At 74.5% G+C, this 18,574-nt stretch carries 12 protein-coding genes; 4 read left to right on the top strand and 8 right to left on the bottom strand.

Translation table 11 applies throughout. The annotated features are described in order from the left end of the window. Window positions 1-135 precede the first annotated feature (135 nt). Together ACZ4D5_RS12705 and ACZ4D5_RS12700 are read left to right on the top strand one after the other, a co-directional pair. Window positions 136-1,371 (top strand): cytochrome P450 family protein, encoded by a 1,236-nt coding sequence (locus ACZ4D5_RS12705; protein WP_467772356.1) that lies wholly within the window; start codon window positions 136-138, stop codon window positions 1,369-1,371. A 116-nt stretch (window positions 1,372-1,487) separates the two neighbouring features. Further along, window positions 1,488-2,018: a nuclear transport factor 2 family protein gene (locus ACZ4D5_RS12700; protein ID WP_467772355.1), complete on the top strand. Its 531-nt coding sequence runs from the start codon at window positions 1,488-1,490 to the stop codon at window positions 2,016-2,018. Between the two features lie 80 nt (window positions 2,019-2,098). Here ACZ4D5_RS12700 and ACZ4D5_RS12695 read toward each other — a convergent pair whose 3' ends face one another. The 7 genes from ACZ4D5_RS12695 to ACZ4D5_RS12665 form a co-directional block, all read right to left on the bottom strand. Continuing rightward, complete coding sequence (locus tag ACZ4D5_RS12695; protein WP_467772354.1) at window positions 2,099-3,964, bottom strand: ABC transporter ATP-binding protein; 1,866 nt, start codon at window positions 3,962-3,964, stop codon at window positions 2,099-2,101. 223 nt (window positions 3,965-4,187) lie between these two features. Beyond that, window positions 4,188-5,966 (bottom strand): ABC transporter ATP-binding protein, encoded by a 1,779-nt coding sequence (locus tag ACZ4D5_RS12690; RefSeq protein ID WP_467772353.1) that lies wholly within the window; start codon window positions 5,964-5,966, stop codon window positions 4,188-4,190. Window positions 5,967-6,037: 71 nt separating this feature from the next. Beyond that, window positions 6,038-7,258, bottom strand: coding sequence for a lanthionine synthetase LanC family protein (locus tag ACZ4D5_RS12685; RefSeq protein WP_467772352.1), 1,221 nt, complete (start codon window positions 7,256-7,258; stop codon window positions 6,038-6,040). A gap of 215 nt (window positions 7,259-7,473) precedes the next feature. Continuing rightward, on the bottom strand, window positions 7,474-7,650 hold the full coding sequence (locus tag ACZ4D5_RS12680; RefSeq protein WP_467772351.1) for a hypothetical protein: 177 nt from the start codon (window positions 7,648-7,650) through the stop codon (window positions 7,474-7,476). A gap of 49 nt (window positions 7,651-7,699) precedes the next feature. Further along, entirely contained in the window at window positions 7,700-7,876 is a 177-nt protein-coding gene (locus ACZ4D5_RS12675; RefSeq protein WP_467772350.1) for a hypothetical protein, read from the bottom strand. A gap of 126 nt (window positions 7,877-8,002) precedes the next feature. Further along, entirely contained in the window at window positions 8,003-10,510 is a 2,508-nt protein-coding gene (locus tag ACZ4D5_RS12670; RefSeq protein ID WP_467772349.1) for a lantibiotic dehydratase, read from the bottom strand. Further along, on the bottom strand, window positions 10,507-11,418 hold the full coding sequence (locus ACZ4D5_RS12665) for a thiopeptide-type bacteriocin biosynthesis protein (protein WP_467772348.1): 912 nt from the start codon (window positions 11,416-11,418) through the stop codon (window positions 10,507-10,509). Before ACZ4D5_RS12665 ends, ACZ4D5_RS12670 begins: the two co-directional genes overlap by 4 nt. A 183-nt stretch (window positions 11,419-11,601) precedes the next feature. Between ACZ4D5_RS12665 and ACZ4D5_RS12660 the strand changes: the two genes are divergently transcribed. After that, window positions 11,602-12,384 carry a helix-turn-helix transcriptional regulator gene (locus tag ACZ4D5_RS12660; protein ID WP_467772347.1) on the top strand — a complete coding sequence of 261 codons (783 nt, stop codon included), beginning with the start codon at window positions 11,602-11,604 and terminating at the stop codon, window positions 12,382-12,384. Window positions 12,385-12,430: 46 nt separating this feature from the next. On the opposite strand, the gene ACZ4D5_RS12655 is transcribed toward ACZ4D5_RS12660, so the two are convergent. After that, window positions 12,431-14,533 carry a tetratricopeptide repeat protein gene (locus tag ACZ4D5_RS12655; RefSeq protein WP_467772346.1) on the bottom strand — a complete coding sequence of 701 codons (2,103 nt, stop codon included), beginning with the start codon at window positions 14,531-14,533 and terminating at the stop codon, window positions 12,431-12,433. A 422-nt stretch (window positions 14,534-14,955) separates the two neighbouring features. Between ACZ4D5_RS12655 and ACZ4D5_RS12650 the strand changes: the two genes are divergently transcribed. Then, window positions 14,956-18,573 (top strand): AAA family ATPase, encoded by a 3,618-nt coding sequence (locus tag ACZ4D5_RS12650; protein WP_467772345.1) that lies wholly within the window; start codon window positions 14,956-14,958, stop codon window positions 18,571-18,573. The last annotated feature ends 1 nt before the right edge of the window (window position 18,574 follow it).

The raw sequence follows: 18,574 nt of genomic DNA, 5'->3' as shown, positions 1-18,574 counted from the left end.
CAGCACCACCCCATTTGGAGGGCCCTCACGCGGAGGCCCTCCTTCAGCACGGCCCCCCCACCCAGTCGACCAAGAGCGGCGTCGTCGCGTTCGGCTTCCGTCCGCGGCGGCGTGCGCCTGAGGAGGCGCTGGCCGATGACCAGCACGTACGAGCCCAACCTGTTGGACCCCGAGCTGATGGCCGACCCCCACGGCGGTTTCAAGCGGCTCAGGGAAGAAGCACCGGTCCGCCGAGGCCGCACCATGGGCGGCGACCCGGCCTGGTACGTGACCCGGGCCGCGGACGTCCGCGCGGTGTTGAGCGACCCGCGTTTCGTGGTGACGAACATCAACTCGGCGCCGGACGCCAAGGACCCGAAGATACAACTCGTCGCCGGCCTCGGCGTATCCGAGGAACTCGCCACGTACATCGTGGACTTGCTCCCCGACCGGGACGGCGCCGACCACACCAGACTGCGCCGCCTCGTGGCGCCGGCCTTCAGCGGGCGCCGAATATCCGGCCTCCGACCACGGGTGTCGGAGATAACCGAGCAGCTCCTCGACGAGATGGAGGCCGCGGGACCCGGCCCGGTGGACCTCATCAACTCCTTCGCGTACCCGCTGCCGATCACCGTGATCTGTGAGCTCGTCGGCGTGCCCGAGAGCGACCGCCCCGCGTGGCGCGAGTGGGGCGACGCGCTGCTCACCCTGGACCCGGCACGCTTCGCCGACGCGCTCCAGGCGATGGTCGACCAGGTCGAGGAACTCCTTGAGCGCCGCCGTGCCGAGCCGGCCGACGACCTGATCAGCGCCATGCTCAAGGCCCAGGCCGAGGACAGGGACTACCTCACCGACCGCGACCTGGTCCGGATGATCATCACGCTGGTGAACACCGGGCACGAGACCACCGCCCATCTGCTTGGCAACGCCGTGGCCGCGCTCCTCGAAGAGCCCGCCCAGCTGGAGGAGCTCCGCAGGGACCCCCGGCGCTGGCCCGTCGCGGTGCACGAGCTGATGCGGCTGTGGACCCCCGTCCGCGTCACCGCCCTGCGGTACGCCACCGAGGACGTGGAGATCGGCGGTGTGCCGATCCGGGCGGGTGAGGCGGTGCAGCCGGTCCTCGTCTCCGCCAACACCGACCCCGCCGAGCACACCGATCCCGACCGCCTCGACCTCCGGCGCCGCGAGGGGGAGCGCGGCGAGGGACACGTCGGGTTCGGCCACGGCATCCACTACTGCCTCGGCGCCGCGCTCGCCCGCCAGGAGGCGGAGATCGCCCTCTCCGCACTGTTCGACCGCTTCCCGGACCTCGCGGTCGACGGTGAGCCCGAGTGGCTCGCCGGTCCGCTGATGGTCCGGATGTCCCGACTGCCGGTGTCGTTACGCCGGTGAGCTCCGCGGGGCCGGGGCCGAGGGGGCTCCGGTGCCGGTCCCGCGCGCTCTGCCCGATCGGCGCGGCCCCGACCAGGCCGCGCCGGCACCATCACCATCACAGGAGGATTCCCCTCGTGGCCGAGACCGCACCGCACGACACCGACACCCTGTCGGTGCTGCGCGACCATGCCTCGATCCTCAAGACCTGCACGATGTCGGCCTGGGTGACAGACCGCCGGGAGTGGTCCGTCTTCCAGGACCTGTTCACCGAGGAGGTCGACATCGACTACACCTCTCTCAACGGAGGAGAGCCCCTGCAACTGAGCCGCGAGAACGTCGTCTCCGGCTGGAGCACGGCCCTCGGCGGCCTCGACGCCACCCAGCACCTCGTCGGCAACCACCTCGTCACGGTGCACGGCGACACCGCCGAGTGCACCGCGTCCGTCCTGGCCACCCACATCCTGGCCAACGACAAGGGCGACCCCACCTGGACGGTCGGCGGGCACTACCGCTACAACCTGTGCCGCACCGCCGACGGCTGGCGCATCAGCGGCCTGAAGCTGGACGTGGACTGGACGGCGGGGAACCGGGACATCATGCTGCTCGCCATCCAGGACCAGCCCGATCACGTCAAGGAGTGGAAGCACGAGAAGAGTTCGTCTTAGAGGCACTCAGTCCCTCAGTCCCTCAGTCCCTCGGGCACTGAGGCGCTGAAGTGGTCGGACGCTGAGGCACCCGGGCACCCTCACTCGCTGCCCCGCATTCCCAGGCGGTACAGCTCCGCGTACACGCCGCCGCGGGCCAGGAGCCGGTCGTGGGTGCCCCTCTCGCGGATGGTCCCCTCGTCGAGGACCGCGATGAGGTCGGCCATGCGCACCGTCGCGAAGCGGTGGGAGACCAGGACCGTGACGGGCGGGGCGGCAGAGGCACGGGAGGCCGCCGTGTACCGCGTGAAAAGATCGTGTTCGGACGCCGCGTCGAGACTCGCGGTCGGCTCGTCGAGGATCAGCAGCGCGGGCCGTTCCCGCATCGTCGCGCGGCTCATGGCGACCTTCTGCCACTGACCGGTGGACAGGTCGACGCCGCCGGGGAAGGCCGCCCCGAGCTGTGTGTCAAGGCCCTGCGGCAGCACGGCGGGCAGGGCTGCGCCACCACCGCGGCGCAGCCCTTCTTCGACGGCGTGCGGAGCGTCGGCGCGCGGCAGGTCGCCGATGCCGACCGCCGTGCGCAGGGTGAACTCGAAGCGCTGGAAGTCCTGGAAGCAGGCGGTCAGCGCCCGGCGCCAGGCGTGCACGTCGTACGTGGCGATGTCCGTCCCGTCGTACGTGATGGTCCCCGACGTCGGCTCGTACAGTCGGCACAGGAGCTTGGCCAGCGTGGTCTTGCCCGCGCCGTTCTCGCCGACGACGGCGAGCGTCGTCCCCGCGGGGACGCGCAGACACACGTCGTCGAGGACGGGCCGTTCCGCTCCCGGGTACGTGAACGACACGTGGTCCAGGACCAGTTCGCCGCCCGGCCGCGGTGCCGTGCGCACCGACCCCGGCCGGGCGGCGGCGTTCTCCGGAAGGGCCGCGTGGTCGGCGAGCCACAGGAAGTGCCCCGCGGCGCGCAGGGCGTGCTGCAGCCACGAGCCGAGCGCGACCATTCCCGACACGGAGCCCAGGAGCTGCGCGCCGAGCACGAGGGTGAGCACCACGTCACCGGGCGTGCCCCGGCCCCGGGCCACCGCGACGACGGACAGGAGGACCCCGCCGAGATACCCGGCGGCGAAGACCAGCCAGCCGCCGCCCGACCACACCGCGGCCCGGGTGTCTGCCCTGCCGCGGCGGCGGATGACGTCGTCGTGCAACGCGTCGTGGCGGCGGGCGAGTTCGTCGGCGAGGCCGTAGATCCGTATCTCGCGGGCGGCCTCGGGGGAGCAGGACAGTTCGAGGAGGGTGCGGCGCAGCCGGTCCGCCTCGGCCGTCTCCTCCTCCGCGCGCCCGATGAGCGCGTTGCCCCGCTGGGCCGCGGCCACCGTGGGCAGCGCGAAGAGCGGCAGGGCGAGCAGCGCCGGGTGGACGGTGACGAGCAGGCCCAGGGTGGTGGCGAGCCCGAACAGCGCCCGCAGGTTCTCCACGAGCGCGCCGAAGGCCCCGCCGAGCTGCCCGCGGTGGGCGCGCAGCAGGTCCATGCGGTCGAGGTAGCCGGGGTGTTCGTGGTGGGTGAGGGTGGGGACGCCGCCCGTCAGCTGGATGAGCCGCCGGTCGAGGAGCAGCCCGACCTGCTGCTGAAGGTGGATGCGGAGCACGGAGACGAACGCGCCTGCCGCGTACGTGGTGACGATCGCGGCGGCGAGCAACGCGGCCGCCGTCAGCGCGGGCCGCAGCTCGTGGCGGAGAGCGGCGTCGGTGGCCTCGCGGATGGCGAGCCCGCTGATGACCCCGCAGCCGCCGACGACCGGGGCGAGCACCAGGACGAGGACGGCCCTGCGGGCGTCGGCACGGAACGCGGTGGCGATCAGCAGGGCCCCGGCCCGCAGCTGCGTGCGGGCCTGACGCGGGGGGCGTTCGGCGGGCGCGGGCGTCGTCTCGGGCACGGTCCCCTCCGGTGCGGGCGTCGTCTCGGGCACGGTCCCCTCCGGTGCGGGTGTCGTCTTGGGCGCGGTGCTCTCCCGTGTGGGCGTTGTGGTGGGCGCGGGTCCCTCGGGCGCGGGGGGTGTGGTGGGCGCGGTGGTCTCCCGTGCGGGCGTCGTCTTGTGTACGGGTCCCTCGGGCGCGCGCCTTGTGTTGGGCGCGGTCCCCTCCGGTGCGGGTGTCGTCTTGCGCGCGGGCTCCTTCCATGGAGGCGTCGTCTCAGGCACGGGCCCCTCCCGCGTATGCGGCACTCCGCAGTGCGAACGCCTTGGCGTACGGGCCGCCTTGGGCGACGAGTTCCTCGTGGCTTCCCTGTTCGACGATGCGGCCGCCGTCCAGGTAGCAGACGCGGTCGGCGAGGCGTACGGTCGCGAACCGGTGCGAGATCAGGACGGTCGTGAGCCCTCGGGTGAGGTCGAGGAACCGCTCGTACAGCTCGGCCTCGGCCCGCACGTCCAGGTGCGCGGTGGGCTCGTCCAGGACCAGGACCCGGGCGCCGTGCTCCACCGCGTACAGGGCCCGCGCGAGGGCCAGTCGCTGCCACTGGCCGCCCGACAGGTCCGTGCCGTCGGTGAAGCGCCGGGACAGGGGCGTGTCCCAGCCCAGGGGCAGCCCGGCGAGGACGGGGCCGAGACCCGCGAGGCCCGCGGCACCGGCCAGAGCCGCGTCATCCCGGGGCCGGTCCACCGCGCCGAACCCGATGTTGTCCCGGGCGGGGAGTTCATAGCGTACGAAGTCCTGGAAGACCACGGCGAGTTGGCGGCGCCATGCCTCGACGTCGTAGGTCCGCAGGTCACGTCCGTCCACGGTGACGAGCCCCGCCACCGGGTCGTAGAGCCGGGCGAGGAGCTTGACCAGGGTGGTCTTGCCCGCGCCGTTGCCGCCGACCACGGCCAGCGAACTGCCCGCAGGGAGCCACAGATCGAGACCGTCGAGCACCGGCTCGCGGGCGCCGGGGTAGGCGAACACCGTCCCCTCGAAGCGGATCCCGGCCCGCGGGAGCCCCGCGGCCTGCCGCACGCCGCTCACCACCGTGTCCCGCTCCGGGAGCGCGGCCACTTCGAGCGCGGGCGGCACGGCGGCGCTCGCCCGGTTCAGCGTCCACTGCAGATCGCCGAGCCAGCCCAGCGCGGCGGTGCCGACGACGGCCTGCAGGAACACGGTCGTGCGGGCCACCCCGACCTGGCCGTGGGCGGACTCCACGGCGAGCGGCACCAGGACCGCCGCGTGCGCGCAGACGAGCAGGGCGAACGACACCGCGTCGCGCGCCGCCGCCCGGCCCCGGCCCGCACCCACCTGCCCCACACCGGTGCGCCACGCGCGCGTGAACCGGTCCACCAGCCACGGGGTCAGACCGAACACGCGGATTTCCTTGGCCCCCGCCCCGCCGAGCGCCACGCCCCGTACGTACTCGGCGTGCCGCAGCTCGGTCGTCGAGCCCGCCTGGACGTCCACCGCGCGGCGGACCTCACGGTCCCGCCAGACGCCCGACAGCGTCCACGCCGCGATCAGCGGGAGCGGCGCCCACCAGTGGAAACCCAGGAGCAGCACGGCCGAAGTCGCCCCGGCCATCCGCGCGGAGACGAGTGTGGGGAGCGCCGTGACCGCCTGCGCCACGGGAAGCGTCCCCGTGCTCTGCCCCTGGGCCAGCAGCAGCCGGTCGGCGACCTTCGGGTCCTCCAGGGCCGCGATGCCCGCGGGGCGCAGCGTGCCGCGCAGGACGAGGCGCGCGGTGCGGGCCGCCACCCGTCGGCCGAGCCGGCCCGCGGTGAGCTCGACGGCGGGCTCCACCAGGACGCTCGCCACATAGACGGCGCACAGGACGGCGAACGCCACCAGCACGCCGTGCCCCGCGGCCGAGTCGAGCCCGGCCGTGACGTCGGGCAGTCGGCCCACCAGCACCCCGGTGCTCAGCATCAGAGCGGGCGTCAGGGCGGCATCGACGAGGACCAGCGCGAGCAGCGTGGCGGCCAGGGGAAGCGAGGCGTGGGGCAGCATCCGGAGTAGGGAGCGCACGGGCTTCGGTGACGGAGGCCGTGGCGTCGCCGGTGCCGCGCGGCGCATCCCCCTCACCGCAGTCCGAAGGCGGGCAGCCAGGTGCGGTTGCCGGTCTCCAGGGTGAGCAGCGCGGCGCATGCGCCGGTGGCACCGGTCAGCAGCGTGCCGTCCCGCTCGGCTAGCTCCGTCACCTCGTCGAGCCGCTCCATGAGGCGGCCGGCCAGACGGTCGCGCAGCGCCGCGGCCCCCGGCAGACGCGCGTGCCGGTCGAAGGCGTCGCACACCAGGGCCAGCCCCGGCAGTCCATGACACAGCGTCAGATCGGGCCGGTCGGCCTCCTCGTCGTAGCCGCGCAGGAAGGCGGCGGCGACGTGCAGCGCGAACTCCCGCAGCGGCGCGTCGTCCAGGACCCGCCCGGTCTCCCACAGCGCCCACGCGATGCCGGGCGATCCGTAGCACCAGGTCAGCGGGCGGCTCGGCAGGTGTGACAGCTCACCGGCCGGCGGCCACGTGATGACACCGCGGACCCCCGACTCGTACCGCGTGAGATACCAGGAGGCCAAGTGGTCCAAGGAGAGCGTCAGTTCGGGGGTGAGGCCCGTCGTGTCGGCGGCGCGGCACAGGGCCAGGGCGACCCCGGCGGCGCCGTGCGCGGCACCGGAGTTGACGCGGCCGTGGTTCCAGCCGCGCATGTCCTCGTCCTTGTACTGGCCGACCCGCAGGCGCGCCAGGCCGACACCGTCGCACAGGGCGGTGAGGTGCCCGACGGAGTGCGTGAGGTCGTCCCGGGTGCACGCCGGGTCCGAGGCGAGGGCGAGGACCGTCCCGGCCGTGCCGGTCACCAAGTCGTAGTCGTACCAGGCCAGTTCCTCGTCGTGCCAGCGGCCCGCGGTGCCCGCAAGCTCACGGAAGGCGAGGCCCGCGAGGCCGCGGAGTCCGGGCCAGACGGCCGCGGCGGTGCGCAGGCCGAGCAGATATCCGCCGAGGCCCCAGCCGAAGAGGCCCGGGTGCGTGCAGCCGTGCCGGAGCTGGCGCAACCAGGCCGCGAGGGCCCGGGACGGGGGCGTGTCCACCGGCGGCGGGCCGCCGTCGATCGAGGTGGCCGACGCGGTCAGGGCGGCGAGGACGGCGGGCCCGAAGTCGATGCTGTACTCCTCGCCCTGCTCGCCCCGGGGCGCGTGCGTGGCGAAGGCCGTCAGGGCGCGGGCCGAGGCGGAGAGCAGTGGCTCGGAGACCGACGAACCCGCGCGGGAGTCGGAAGGGGAGTTCGGCAACTGGTGGAGGGTGGTCATGGGGCGGCGGCCTTTCGCCATGAAGTGATCAAGAAAGAGGTGTACGCGGTGTACGCGGTGTACGAGGCGTACGAGGTGAACGCGGTGCGGGCGGGCCGCCGAAGCCGATCGGTGTACACGGCTCCGGCGGCCCTCGCGCGGGATGGGGAGTGCCCGCCGATCACTCCGGCGCGCCCGGCGGGCAACCCCGCGCGTAGGGGTGGGTCACCGTGCCGTCACTGGGTGCAGGGGCAGGAGCCGGTGCACCTCGTGGCCGCGGTACATCCCTGAGTGGTGCCCATGGTGCCGACCTTGAGGAGCTGCGCGTCGTCGAACTGGGTCTCCAGCTGGTCGATGAGCGCGTCGACGTCGTCGAGCACGAAGGAGTCGTTGTCGGTGGCGTTGTTGTCCATTGCTGTCACCTCCTTTCCATGTCCGTGGGGCGAGCGGAGCGTGGTACGCCTACTGGGCGCACGGGCAACTTCCCGTGCAGCCATCGACGTTGGTGCACCCCCGGGTGGTGCCCATGGTGCCGACCTTGAGGATCTGTGCCTCGTCGAACTGGGTCTCCAGCTGGTCGATGAGCGCGTCGACGTCGTCGAGCACGAACGCCTCTGCAGCGGTCACCTCACCGTCCATTGCTTTCACCTCCTTTCCATGCGTGTGGAGTTGTGGGTACTGCCACCGCCGGGAAACGACAGGAGCCGTGACGGGGCAGCGTTCAAGGGCCGGTCACGAGACCGGTGGGCCGCGCGGACCCGCAGGTCATACGGACCGATGGAGACGGACCAGCAGCTCCGCGGTCACCGGCGCCCCTGCCGGGTCGGCGAGGTCCGCGACGATCAGCTCGCTGGGGGAGGGCAGCATCTCCTCGGCCACCGCCGTGCCGCCCGCGGCGAAGGCCAGGTCGCCGGTCCGCTCCAGGACCGGCAGCGCCTGCAGGCTCTCCAGGTCGCAGGGCAGCGGAGAGTCCGCGCCGCTCGCCGCCGACAGGAACACCCAGCGGGGCAGGCCGAGCCGCCCGCGCAGCCGCGTGAGATGACGGGCCCGGTCGAGTTCATCGGCGGTGGTCGGCGGGAGCGCGGCCACGGGCACGCGCCACTGGGCGGCCGAAAGCACCAGCGATCCGGCCACCGTGATCCTGGGGACGTACTCCCGCTTGGGCAGGGCGCCCAGGGAGTGCCGCAGCCGGCGGCGCCGGGCGGAGTGCTGCGGCGACCCGCTCAGGAGCAGCGAGGCCACCTGGTCCCAGGGCCGCGGCGCGTTGCGCGCCGAGTGGTACAGCGGGCGGATCGGCCCGGATCGGTCGCTCACGACGACGCGCGTGCCGTTCCACCGGGCGGTGAGCTCGTCCAGCGGCACGAAGCGCGGCCGCGCGCCCGGCGGTCCCTCGCAGTAGCCGGGCAGATCGGGGTCGCCGGTCCAGGCACCCGTGTACAGGGGCCTGCGCACGGCGTTGGCGGCGAACCGGGACAGGGCGGGAAAGAGCAGCTCGACCGAGGGCACCCCGCTCTCCCGGTCGAGCCACCGGAGGAACGCGCGGTACGCCTCCACCTGGGGGAGCCGCCCGTGCAGCCGCTCCAGCGCGCCGACGAACCGGGCGTCGTACACGCCCGCGGGCACGGTGACGTCGAGCGCCCATCTCGGCCCGGGCAGGGGGCGTACGACACAGTCCAGCGGCCATGCGGGCCGCGCCTCGGGAGCGCCGAAGTGGTCGAGGACGTCCTTGCCGATGTCGATGGAGGCGCCGTCGCGCACCTCGTCGACGCGGCTGTCGAGCCACTCGACGAGCCGGGCGTACCCCGATCCGGGGGTACGGGGCTCGGGCCACTGCGCGGCGGGGACGTGGACGCTCACCGGGGTGTCCCCGGTGGCGGCGAGCCGGTCGCGCAGGATGTTCAGGACCGGGCGGTCCTGGCCGGTCAGGAAGTCCGGGGCCGTGGCCGGTCCGGTCTCCGCGTCCTCGTCCATGAGCGCGTGCAGGCGCAGGGCCTGCCCGATCGCCGCGCGCAGGCAGGCCAGATCGGCGGCCGGCAGCGCGTCCGGCATGCGGCGGTAGACGTCCAGATAGCCCCCGTCGACGCGTTCGAGCGGCGGGCCGTCCGCGTGGTCGGCCGCCGCCGCGTGCCAGGAGCGCCGCCGCTGACGGGCGGGCGGCCGCAGCTGCAGCACGCCCATCTCCCCCAGGCGCAGCAGGAACTGGCGCAGGACGGCCCGTTGCCCCGGGTCGGCGGACGGCGGAACCAGCGCGGACTCCAGCTCGCCGAGCGGCAGGGCGCCGCGCCGCAGCGCCGAGTGCAGGCGGTTCACCAAAGGGGTGCGCCGGATGCGCACGGGAGTGAGGAGCGTGTCGTCGCCGGGCTCCAGCGCGAGGGCCTCCAGGTGACCGGAGGCCACCCGCAGGAACGGGTTGAACGACACGCGGGTGGCGGCGTCGAGGAGCACGGATTCGCCGGGCCCGGCCGCATCGCCGGGTGCGGCGGAATCCGTGGCGGCGGCGTCGTCCGAGGCGGCGCCGGAACCACGTACCCCCGACCGCTCCTGGAGGTTCTCCGTCCACTCGGTGGCCACGTCGGCGGTGAGCGTGAGCGGACGCGCCGGTCCGGCAGGTCCGTCCGCCACGCCCACCACGGCCACATGGCCCAGCCAGCCGCGCGGGGTGACCTTCACCGCGCCACGGGCGATCATCCGCCACAGGTAGTCCGCGCGCTTGCGCATCTGACGGTCCGTCCAGGGACGTCCCGCGGCGAGTCGTTCGGCGACCTCGGCGCCCACCGGCAGCGTGCCGTCGAGCAGGGCCCGCCGCCCCATCGGTGAACTTTGCAGCAGGGCATGGACCGCCGGGGCGAGCCGCCGCTTCTCCGTGGCCAGGCGTCGTGCGACGTCGTTCCTGAGCCGCTCCAGGACACCGGCCTGCGCGTGCGCCCCCGTGAGGACCCGCGCCAGCGCGCCCTCGGGCGCCAGGCGCCGGGCCACGGCGACGAGCCGCCGATGGTCCGCCTCGGTGAGCGGACGGCCGCGGTGCAGCCGCCGCCGCGCGGAGAGCGCGAGACGGCGCTCGGCGACGGTCAGCGCGGGGTGGGGGACCAGGACGGAGCCGACGACGTCGGCGAGACGCGCGCTCATCCGGGCGAAGTCGCCCTCGGTGCGCTCCAGTTCGCAGACGAGACGGAACAGGTCCGGAGAGCCGCCCGCACACCACAGTCGCATCGGCAGCCCCGCGGTCCGCAGCAGTACCGCGTCGCGGTACGGGCGTGCGCCCCCGCCGCTCACCGCTGCTCTCCGCCCGGACGCGCCGTCAGGGCCTCCGCGATGAGGGTCTGCCGCAGGATCGAAAGGCCGGCCCGGTTCCAGTGGAAGACGATGACGAACGCGGCCGCCTCACGCGGCCCGATGAGCGCGTTCCCCGCGGTGAAGTACGTACGGAGCCACTGCTCCCCGGCCTCCATGACGGCCACGCGGAACTCCTCGGCCTGCTTCACCGCGCTGTCCGGCAGGCGCTCGGCCAGGGAGTCCGGGTCGGCCCAGCCCGCGCGCAACGCGGCCTCGATCCGGGCGACGTCGGCCGAGGGCTCCGGGGTGCCCGCTCCCCGCCCGTGCGCGGCGAACCGCCGCCCGGTCTGCCGGCGCAGCCGGTCCCAGACGTCGAGGTCCTCCCAGCCGACGATCTCCAGCGCGTCGAGGAGCGCACGCACCATCAGCAGCGACATGGCCCACGCCGGGCGGGCTCCCGCACCCTCCCGCCCGGCGGGGCTGCCCTCCGGGGCACTGTGAAAGCCGAGCCAGGCCAGCGAGTCGGCGGTGAAGACCCGGTGGACGCCGCGCATCGACACCGGGCCGCCGAAGAGGAACTCCTCGGGCTCGTACACCCCCGCGCTCCAGTCGGCGACCAGGCCCTCCTGGTGCCAGTACGAGAGCCGCTGCCGCAGGAGGGCGTCGACGTCCGCGCGGAACGCCCCCGCCTGGAAGCGCATCCGCACCCCCGGTTGCTTGTGCACGAAGAAGAACTCCTCGGCCCGCCCGTCGGCCAGCAACTCACGTGCGGTGACGAGGAGTTCGGCGTAGAGGTCCGTACGACGGCCCCTGGCCGGTGCCACACCGAAGTGCAGCCACGGGCCCGGACGGCGCCGCGCGACCGGAGTCACGATGTCCGGCGTGCGCAGGCAGCCGATGTCGTCCATGTCCCTCACCCCCGTGAGACGGAACGCGGCTCACCTCGGCCGCGTTGTCAGACTGCCGCCCCGCAGGCTGTGGGGGTATGCGTACCTGTGCGTAGCGGGCGGCCGGTCCGGGCCCTTGACAGGCGCGGCCCGACTCCTCTAATCCGGTGATGGTGCGGAGAGAGGGGGCTTTCCGTGTCCTGCATGTCGGCGCGTGACTATCAGCGCATGCTCGACCTCACCGTCGCGGTCCTGAACAGCCGCCAGTCGACGCTGCCGTGGCCGCTGGTGCGCGAGGAACTCGGCGACGTGCTCGACAGCCACGCGCAGGTCCTCTTCGCGTCGCGCGGCTGGCCGGAGCCGGACACACCGGTGCCGTGCCCGCCGCCCACGGCCGCCGTCGACGCGCGGATGCGCACGCTGGACGAGACGCTCCACAAGCACCCTCTCGTACGCCACTACCGGCGCACCGGGGACCGGTCGCCCCTGACCGACCGGCAGCTCGGCGGCGGGCGGCCGTGGCCGGACGCGGCCGCGCAGAGCGCCTTCGAGAGGGCGTTCGCGGCGGACCACCACCTGGCGCTCCCGCTGCCCGCACCGGCCGGCGCCACCCACCTGATCATGCTGGGCAGGTCCGGGGAGTCCTACGGAGACCGCGACGTGGAGTTCGCGGGCCGGATCCAGCCCCTGCTCGCGGCCGTCGTCGACCACATGACGCACGCCCGGCGACTGCCCGCCGTGTCCTGGGGCGAGGGCCCGGAGGACACCCTGGACCGGGCCGCCGAGTACGGCCTGACACCGCGCGAGACGGTCGTCCTGACCCTGCTCGCCCAGTCGTTGACCGCGGACACCATCGGGCGCAGGCTCGGCATCTCGCCGCGCACCGCGCACAAGCACCTGGAGAACGTGTACCGCAAGCTCGGCACGGGCGACCGCCTGGCCACCGTGCTGCACGCCCGCGAGGTGGGCCTGCTGCCCGGCCGCTGAGACGTGCGGCGTCCCGCGTCCGACGGCACGGCGGCCGGGCGGCCCCTCAGGAGGCGTCGGCCTCGCACTCGGCGAGGCGGCACCTCAGCTCGTCCCGGTCCGCGCCGGGCAGGCGCAGCGCCGCGGCGTAGTCGGCGCGCGCCGCGGCCGTCCGTCCGGCACGCTGATGCACGTACCCGCGGTTGTAGAGCAGGTCCGGGTCGTCGCCGTCGAGCGCGATGGCGTGCGTCAGGTCGTCGACGGCGGCCCGGTCGTCCCCGGCCTCGTGCGCGAGGGCGGCGCGGCCCGCCAGGGCGCTCACGAGCCGGGGATCGGCGGCGAGCGCCCGGTCGAAGTCCGCGCGGGCCCCCGACTCGTCACCGCTGTGCAGGGCGAGCAGACCGTGCGCGCACACCAGGCGTACGTCGTCGGGATGGTGCCGCAGCCCTTCGGTGATGTGGATCCGCGCGCCCGCCAGTTCACCCTGCTCCAGCAGGAGCCCCGCGAGACTCGCCCGGACGTCCGGCTGCTCGGGTTCGAGATCCGCGGCGTGGCGCAGATCGACGAGCGCGCCCACGGGGTCGCCCAACTCCAGGCGTACGTCGGCCCGGTTGAAGTACACCTCCCAGTAGGGCGGGGCCAGATCGATCGCGCGGTCGTAGTCGGCGAGGGCGCCGCGCACGTCGCCGACGCGCCGCCGGACGCCGGCCCGGTCGACGTGGTGCTCGGCGTGGTGCGGATCCATCGCGACGACCGCGTCGAAGTCGGCCAGCGCGTCGTCGAGCCGCCCCAGGGCGGCGGACACCCTGGCCCGGTTGTGCAGCAGCACCGACCGGTGCAACAGGTGGCTGTCGACGGGGAGTTCGCGACGCAGCCGGTCCAGGCCGCCCTGGACCAGGCGCAGCGCCTCGGCGGGGCGCCCCAGGTGGGTCTCGGCGAGCGCGAGGCCGTTCTCCAGGAACGTGGTGTGGAACGCCCGCTGTTCGGGCTGGGGCCACAGGGAGGCGAGGGCGATCGTGTTGTTCAGGAGGGCCTTCGCGGCCCGGTGGTCGAGGCGGTCCGGCGGATGGAAGCGGGTGAGCAGCATGGCCAGGGAGTAGCCGGTGACCAGCTGGACCAGCGGATCCGTGGACCGCTCGCGCATGCGCAGATGTAGCCGCTCGGCCTGCGCGGTGTCGCCCAACAGGGTCAGGGCGACGGTGACTTTGGTGTGCAGACCAAGGCGCAGGCCGAGCGGCGCGCCGTCCCCGGCCGCGTCCTGCGCGCGCCGCGCGGCGTCGAGCAGCGCGTGATAGGCCCCCAGGTCCAGTGCGTGCTCGGCGGCCGCGAGCAGGACGGGGCCGGCCGCCGCCGGATCGCTGCCGCGTTCCAGGTGGTAAGGCAGAGCCCCGAGCCCGATGCCGAAATCCCCCTTGTCCACCAGGGTCTGGAGCTCCGCGGCGCGGGCGTCGTGCAGTCGGGCGCGGACGTTTGGAGCGGTCTCCTCGTAGGCGGCCTGTTCCCCGGGTTCGTCCGTGACGCCGTCGCGCGCGACGAAGGCCCGCGCGAGGGCGGACCGGCTCCGCGGAGGGTCGGGCTCCGGGGGCGCCGACGGAGGGCCGGGCTCTGGGGGTGCCGATTCGACCCGCCGGGCGTAGCGGCGTAGGGACTCCTCCAACTCATCGGCTGAAGCGGGCAGTTCTGGGCCAGTCGTACGTACGGCAACGGTGATGCGTCCGGGGTCCGTGCGGCGCAGCAGCACCGCGAGGAACTCCTGGTCCGTCGGGTCGGCCGCGTCGACGTGCGCGAAGTCCAGGACCAGCGGGCGCAGTCGGTCGAGCCTCGCGAAGGACAGGAGCAGCTCCACCGCCCCGTGCGCGAGGCGGCGCGTGCGGGTGCGGGGGTGCAGCCGGGTCCGTTCCACGGGTGCGGCTCGCGCGGTGAGGGTCTCCGGTGGAGCGGCGACGAGGCCGCGCAGTTCGGGTGCCAGCGCGAGGACCTCCACCTTGTGCCGGTCCAGCAACTCCGGCCGGATCGCGTGTATACGAGGTGCCAGGGAGCGCAGCAGGCTCCCCGCTCCCGTGTACGGGCCCCGGAGCCGGCGGTGACAGTCGACCCGGACATCGGGCTCCGTCGCATATGTCGTCGCGCCGGCGGCGCGGGGTCCGGTCAGCCACAGATGTGTGCTCATGACGCCTGTGCCTCTCACGGAGCCGTCGGGAGGACGTAGGCGGCGGACAAGGCGATCCGGAGGGTGCCCGGACGGCGTGGAGCGATGAGCTTCATGACAAGAGTTCCTTTTCTGTACCAGGAGCTGCCCCCTCGCCCGGCGAGGCCGGCGGGAGGGCAAGGCGCGGTGGCTCCGTCTGCCGACCGCGCGCCCCCATGGTTCGAGGCCACAGTGGCCCCCGGCATGGGGGCGGCGCCCCCGCATTCACCGGTTGGTACGGACCGCTGAGCTCCGGTGCCGGCCGTCGGCGGAATTCCGGGGGGAAATTTCGTGCCCGGCTGAACGCGCGGCCCTCGGGGTCCGTATCCACTCAATGGCGTCCGGGCGCGGATGCGGCTCGGACGTGGGTCGTACTGGCAGGGAGCACGGGGGACGGGACGCTCATGGACGGACAGGACAGGACATCGGTCGGCACCTCGATCGTCGTCGGACGGGATGGTGAACTCGGTCTTCTGGACCGGGTGTTGACTGCCGCACGGGCAGGTGAGGGGGGAGCGGTCTTCCTGACGGGAGAGGAAGGGGTGGGCAAGTCGAGGCTGGCCGCGGAGGTCGCCGAGCGTGCGTCGGCCCGCGGGATGCGTGTCCTGCGGGGGCGTGCCGGCACGTTCGGGCGGCGTGCCGCGTACCGGCCGCTGACCGAGGCCCTCGTGGAACTCTCCCGCGACAGCCGGCTCGACCCGGAAGCGGCGCGTCTGTGCGGCGCGGCACTCGCGGGGCTGACCGAGGGGCCCGGGGCCGGGGCGGGGAGCCGGGCGCCGGGGGCGGGCTCGCTCGTCGTGCTCGGGGAAGCCGTGCTGCGCGCGGTCGCGGCGGCCGGCCGCGGCCCGGGCTGTCTCCTCGTCCTCGAGGACCTGCACGACGCGGACCACCTCACCCCGGCGATCGTCGAGTTCCTCGTCGACCACGTCGTGCGGGAACCGGTCGCCCTCGTGGTGACCTTGCGCGGCGAGCCGTGCCCCGCCCTGGAGCTGGCCCGCGCGATCACGCGCCGGGGCGGCGCGCGCCTCGTCACGCTCGACCGGCTCGGCCGCTCGGACGTGCGCCGGCTGATCGCGCACCGCCTGTCGGCCCGCCCGGAGGATCTGCCGGAGCCGCTGACCGGGCACATCCTGGCGCAGAGCGACGGAAACCCCTGGCTCGTCGAGGAGTTGCTGGCCCAACTGATCGACGAGGGAGCCCTCGCGTACGACACCGAGGGCCGGTGCCTGTCCGACCACCCCGGCACGACAGAGGTCCCCGACGCGCTGGTCACCAGCATCGGGCGGCGCGTCGACCGGCTGGGCGCGCGGGGGCGCGAGCTGCTGTGCGCGGCGGCGGTCATGGGCACCCGCTTCCCCGCTCCGGTGATCCAGGCGGCCACCGGCATGCCCGACGACGAGGCGCTGGGCCTGCTGCACGCCGCGCTGGCCGGCGGGCTCATCGGCGCCGACGAGCCCGGACCGGACTGGTTCGCGTTCCGCCACCCGTTGACGGCCCGCGCCCTGTTGCGCACGCTGACCCCGAAACAGCAGGCTCGCACGGCCCGGCAGTGCGCGGGCGCGGTGGAGGACCTGCACCCTCAACTCCCGGCCGAGTGGTGCCTCATGGCCGCGCGGCTGTGGTCCGCCACGGGGGAGCGGACCACAGCCGCCGGGCTGTACGCACGGGCCGGGTCCCGCGCCCTCGCGCAGGGCGCGGCGACGGCGGCGGCCGACGCCCTCGACCGGGCCCGGGCCCTTCTGGCCGGGGAGGACCCGGCGGGCGTCGGCCCCGCCGACCCGCGGCAGGCCGTTCCGTACGCGCACGTCCTCGACCTGCTCCTGAACGCGCTGACCGAGGCGGGCGAGAGCGAGCGCGCCTGGCGGCTGCGCGGGGCGGTGGACGGGGTGTGTCCCGCGACGGTCGGCGCGGAGCGGGCGGCCGGGCTGCACCTGCGCCTTGCGCGGGCCGCCGCGGCCTGCGGGCGCGAGGAGGCGGGGCGGGCCCAACTGAGCGAGGCGCGGCGCCTGTTGAGTGCCGACCCGGACGCGTACGCGGTCCTCGACGCGGCCGAGGTCGTGCTCGCCCGGCAGACGGGCGAGGTGTCGGCGCGTGCGGAGGCCCGCGCCCGGCGGGCCGCCGCGGCGGCCGAGCGCACCGGGGCCTGGGAGGCGGCCTGCCAGGCCTGGGACGTGCTCGGCGTCCTCGCCAGGTCGCGCGACGTGCGGGAGTCGACGGTCTGCTTCGACCGGGTCCGCAATGTCGCGGAGCGGCACGGGCTGCCGTTCTGGCGGCTGCGCTCGCTGTTCAGGCTGGGCGGGGACGACTGGCTCACCGAAGGGGACGTCGCGCGCCTCGAACACGCGCGGCGCGAGGCGGTGCGGCTCGGCGCGGGGGACATCGGGGCGTCGGCGGAGGCGGACCTCGCGCTGTGGTTGGTGCTCAGCGGCCGGTTCGAGACGGCGGCCCAGCTCATCGACACCTGCTGGACGCGGCCCGGCGGAGGGCGTGACGAGGACCGCGCCCGGCAACTCCTCGCCGCGGAGGCCGTGTTGGCGGCGCACCGCGGGAAGCGGGCCAGGATGGACCAGGCCGTCGCGGAGTTCCACCGCAGGGACGGCGACCGCTCCCCGGTGGCGACGCTCACCGCCGGGCTGGCCAGGTCGTTCTGCGCGCTCCTGGAGGAGGACCGGCCCCGGGCCCAGGAGGAGTTGGCCCGCACGGCACCGCGCGGCGCGGGTCACCCGTTGGACGGCAGGCACGGACTGCGGCATCTGCTGGACGCGTTGAGCGCCGGGGGCGGGACCGGGGAGTCACGGGGAGCCGGGCGGGTGAGGCCCACGAAGGGAGCGTCGGCCCGGGAGGAAGACGCACGCGCCACGGCTGCCGCGGCGCGGGAACAGCAGGAGCGGCGGGAGCGGCCCTTGCGGCCGGAGCGGCCCGAACTGCCGGTGGGGCCCGGGCGGTTCGCGGGGGACGGGCAGCCCATGGGGGCCGGGCAGCCTGTGGGGCCTGGGCAGTCTGTGGGGTTTGAGGAGTCTGTGGGGATCGGAAAGTCTGTGGGGGCCGGGCAGCCTGTGGGGCCTGGGCGGTCTGTAGGGCCTGAGGAGTCTGTGGAGGCTGGGCGGCCCGTGGGGCCTGAGCAGTCCGTGGGGCCTGAGCAGTCCGTAGGGCTCGGACAGTCTGTAGAGCCCGGGCGGTCCGTGCGACCTGAGCGGTTCGTGGGGGCTGAGGGGTCCGTGGGGCCCCAACTGCCTGTGGGGGCCGAGCAGTCCGTGGGGCTCGGACAGTCTGTAAGGCCCGAGCAGCCCGTGAGGGGCGAGCAGTCCGTGAGGGGCGAGCAGTCCGTGGGGCTCGGACAGTCCGTAGGGCCCGAGCAGTCCATGGAGCCCGAACAGCGCGTGAGGCCAGAACAACGCGTGGGGTCCGAACAACCCGTGGAGCCCGAACTCCCCGACCCGGACGGCCCGTTGGCTCGCCTCCGATGGAACCGGCACTTCGCGCTCCTCGCCCGGGCCGTCCACCTCGGCAGGGCGGGGCGCCGTGACGAGGCGGAGGCGGTCGTGCGGGCGGCCCGCCACGCGGCGGCGCCGTTCCCGCTCGCCCACCACCTGGGCCTGCGCCTCGTCGCGGAGGCGGCCCTGCGCGATCACTGGGGGGAGCCGACGGCGTGGTTGCACCAGGCGGAGGAGTACTTCCACCGGGCCGAACTGCCCGTGGTGGCGGGGGCCTGCCGGGGGTTGCTGCGGAGGAACGGCGTGGCGGTGCGGCAGCGCCGCAGGGGCGCGGACGCGGTGCCGCGCCCGCTGCGCCAACTCGGCGTCACGGTCCGCGAGTACGAGGTCTTCCGCCTCATGGCGCCCCGCCCCGCCAACCGGGACATCGCCGACCGCCTCTACATCTCACCGCGCACGGTCGAGAAGCACGTGGCCAGCCTCATCCTGAAGACGGGCCGCCCGAGCCGCGCGGCACTGAGCGAACTGGCCTCGACGGTGCTGCTCGACGACGGGGAGAGCGACGGGGAGGACGCCGGGGACGAGTGAC

The organism is Streptomyces sp. NPDC025651, from assembly GCF_055558735.1.
The sequence above is the reverse complement of the archived record's forward strand: the minus strand, read 5'-3'. Positions and strand labels throughout refer to the sequence as shown.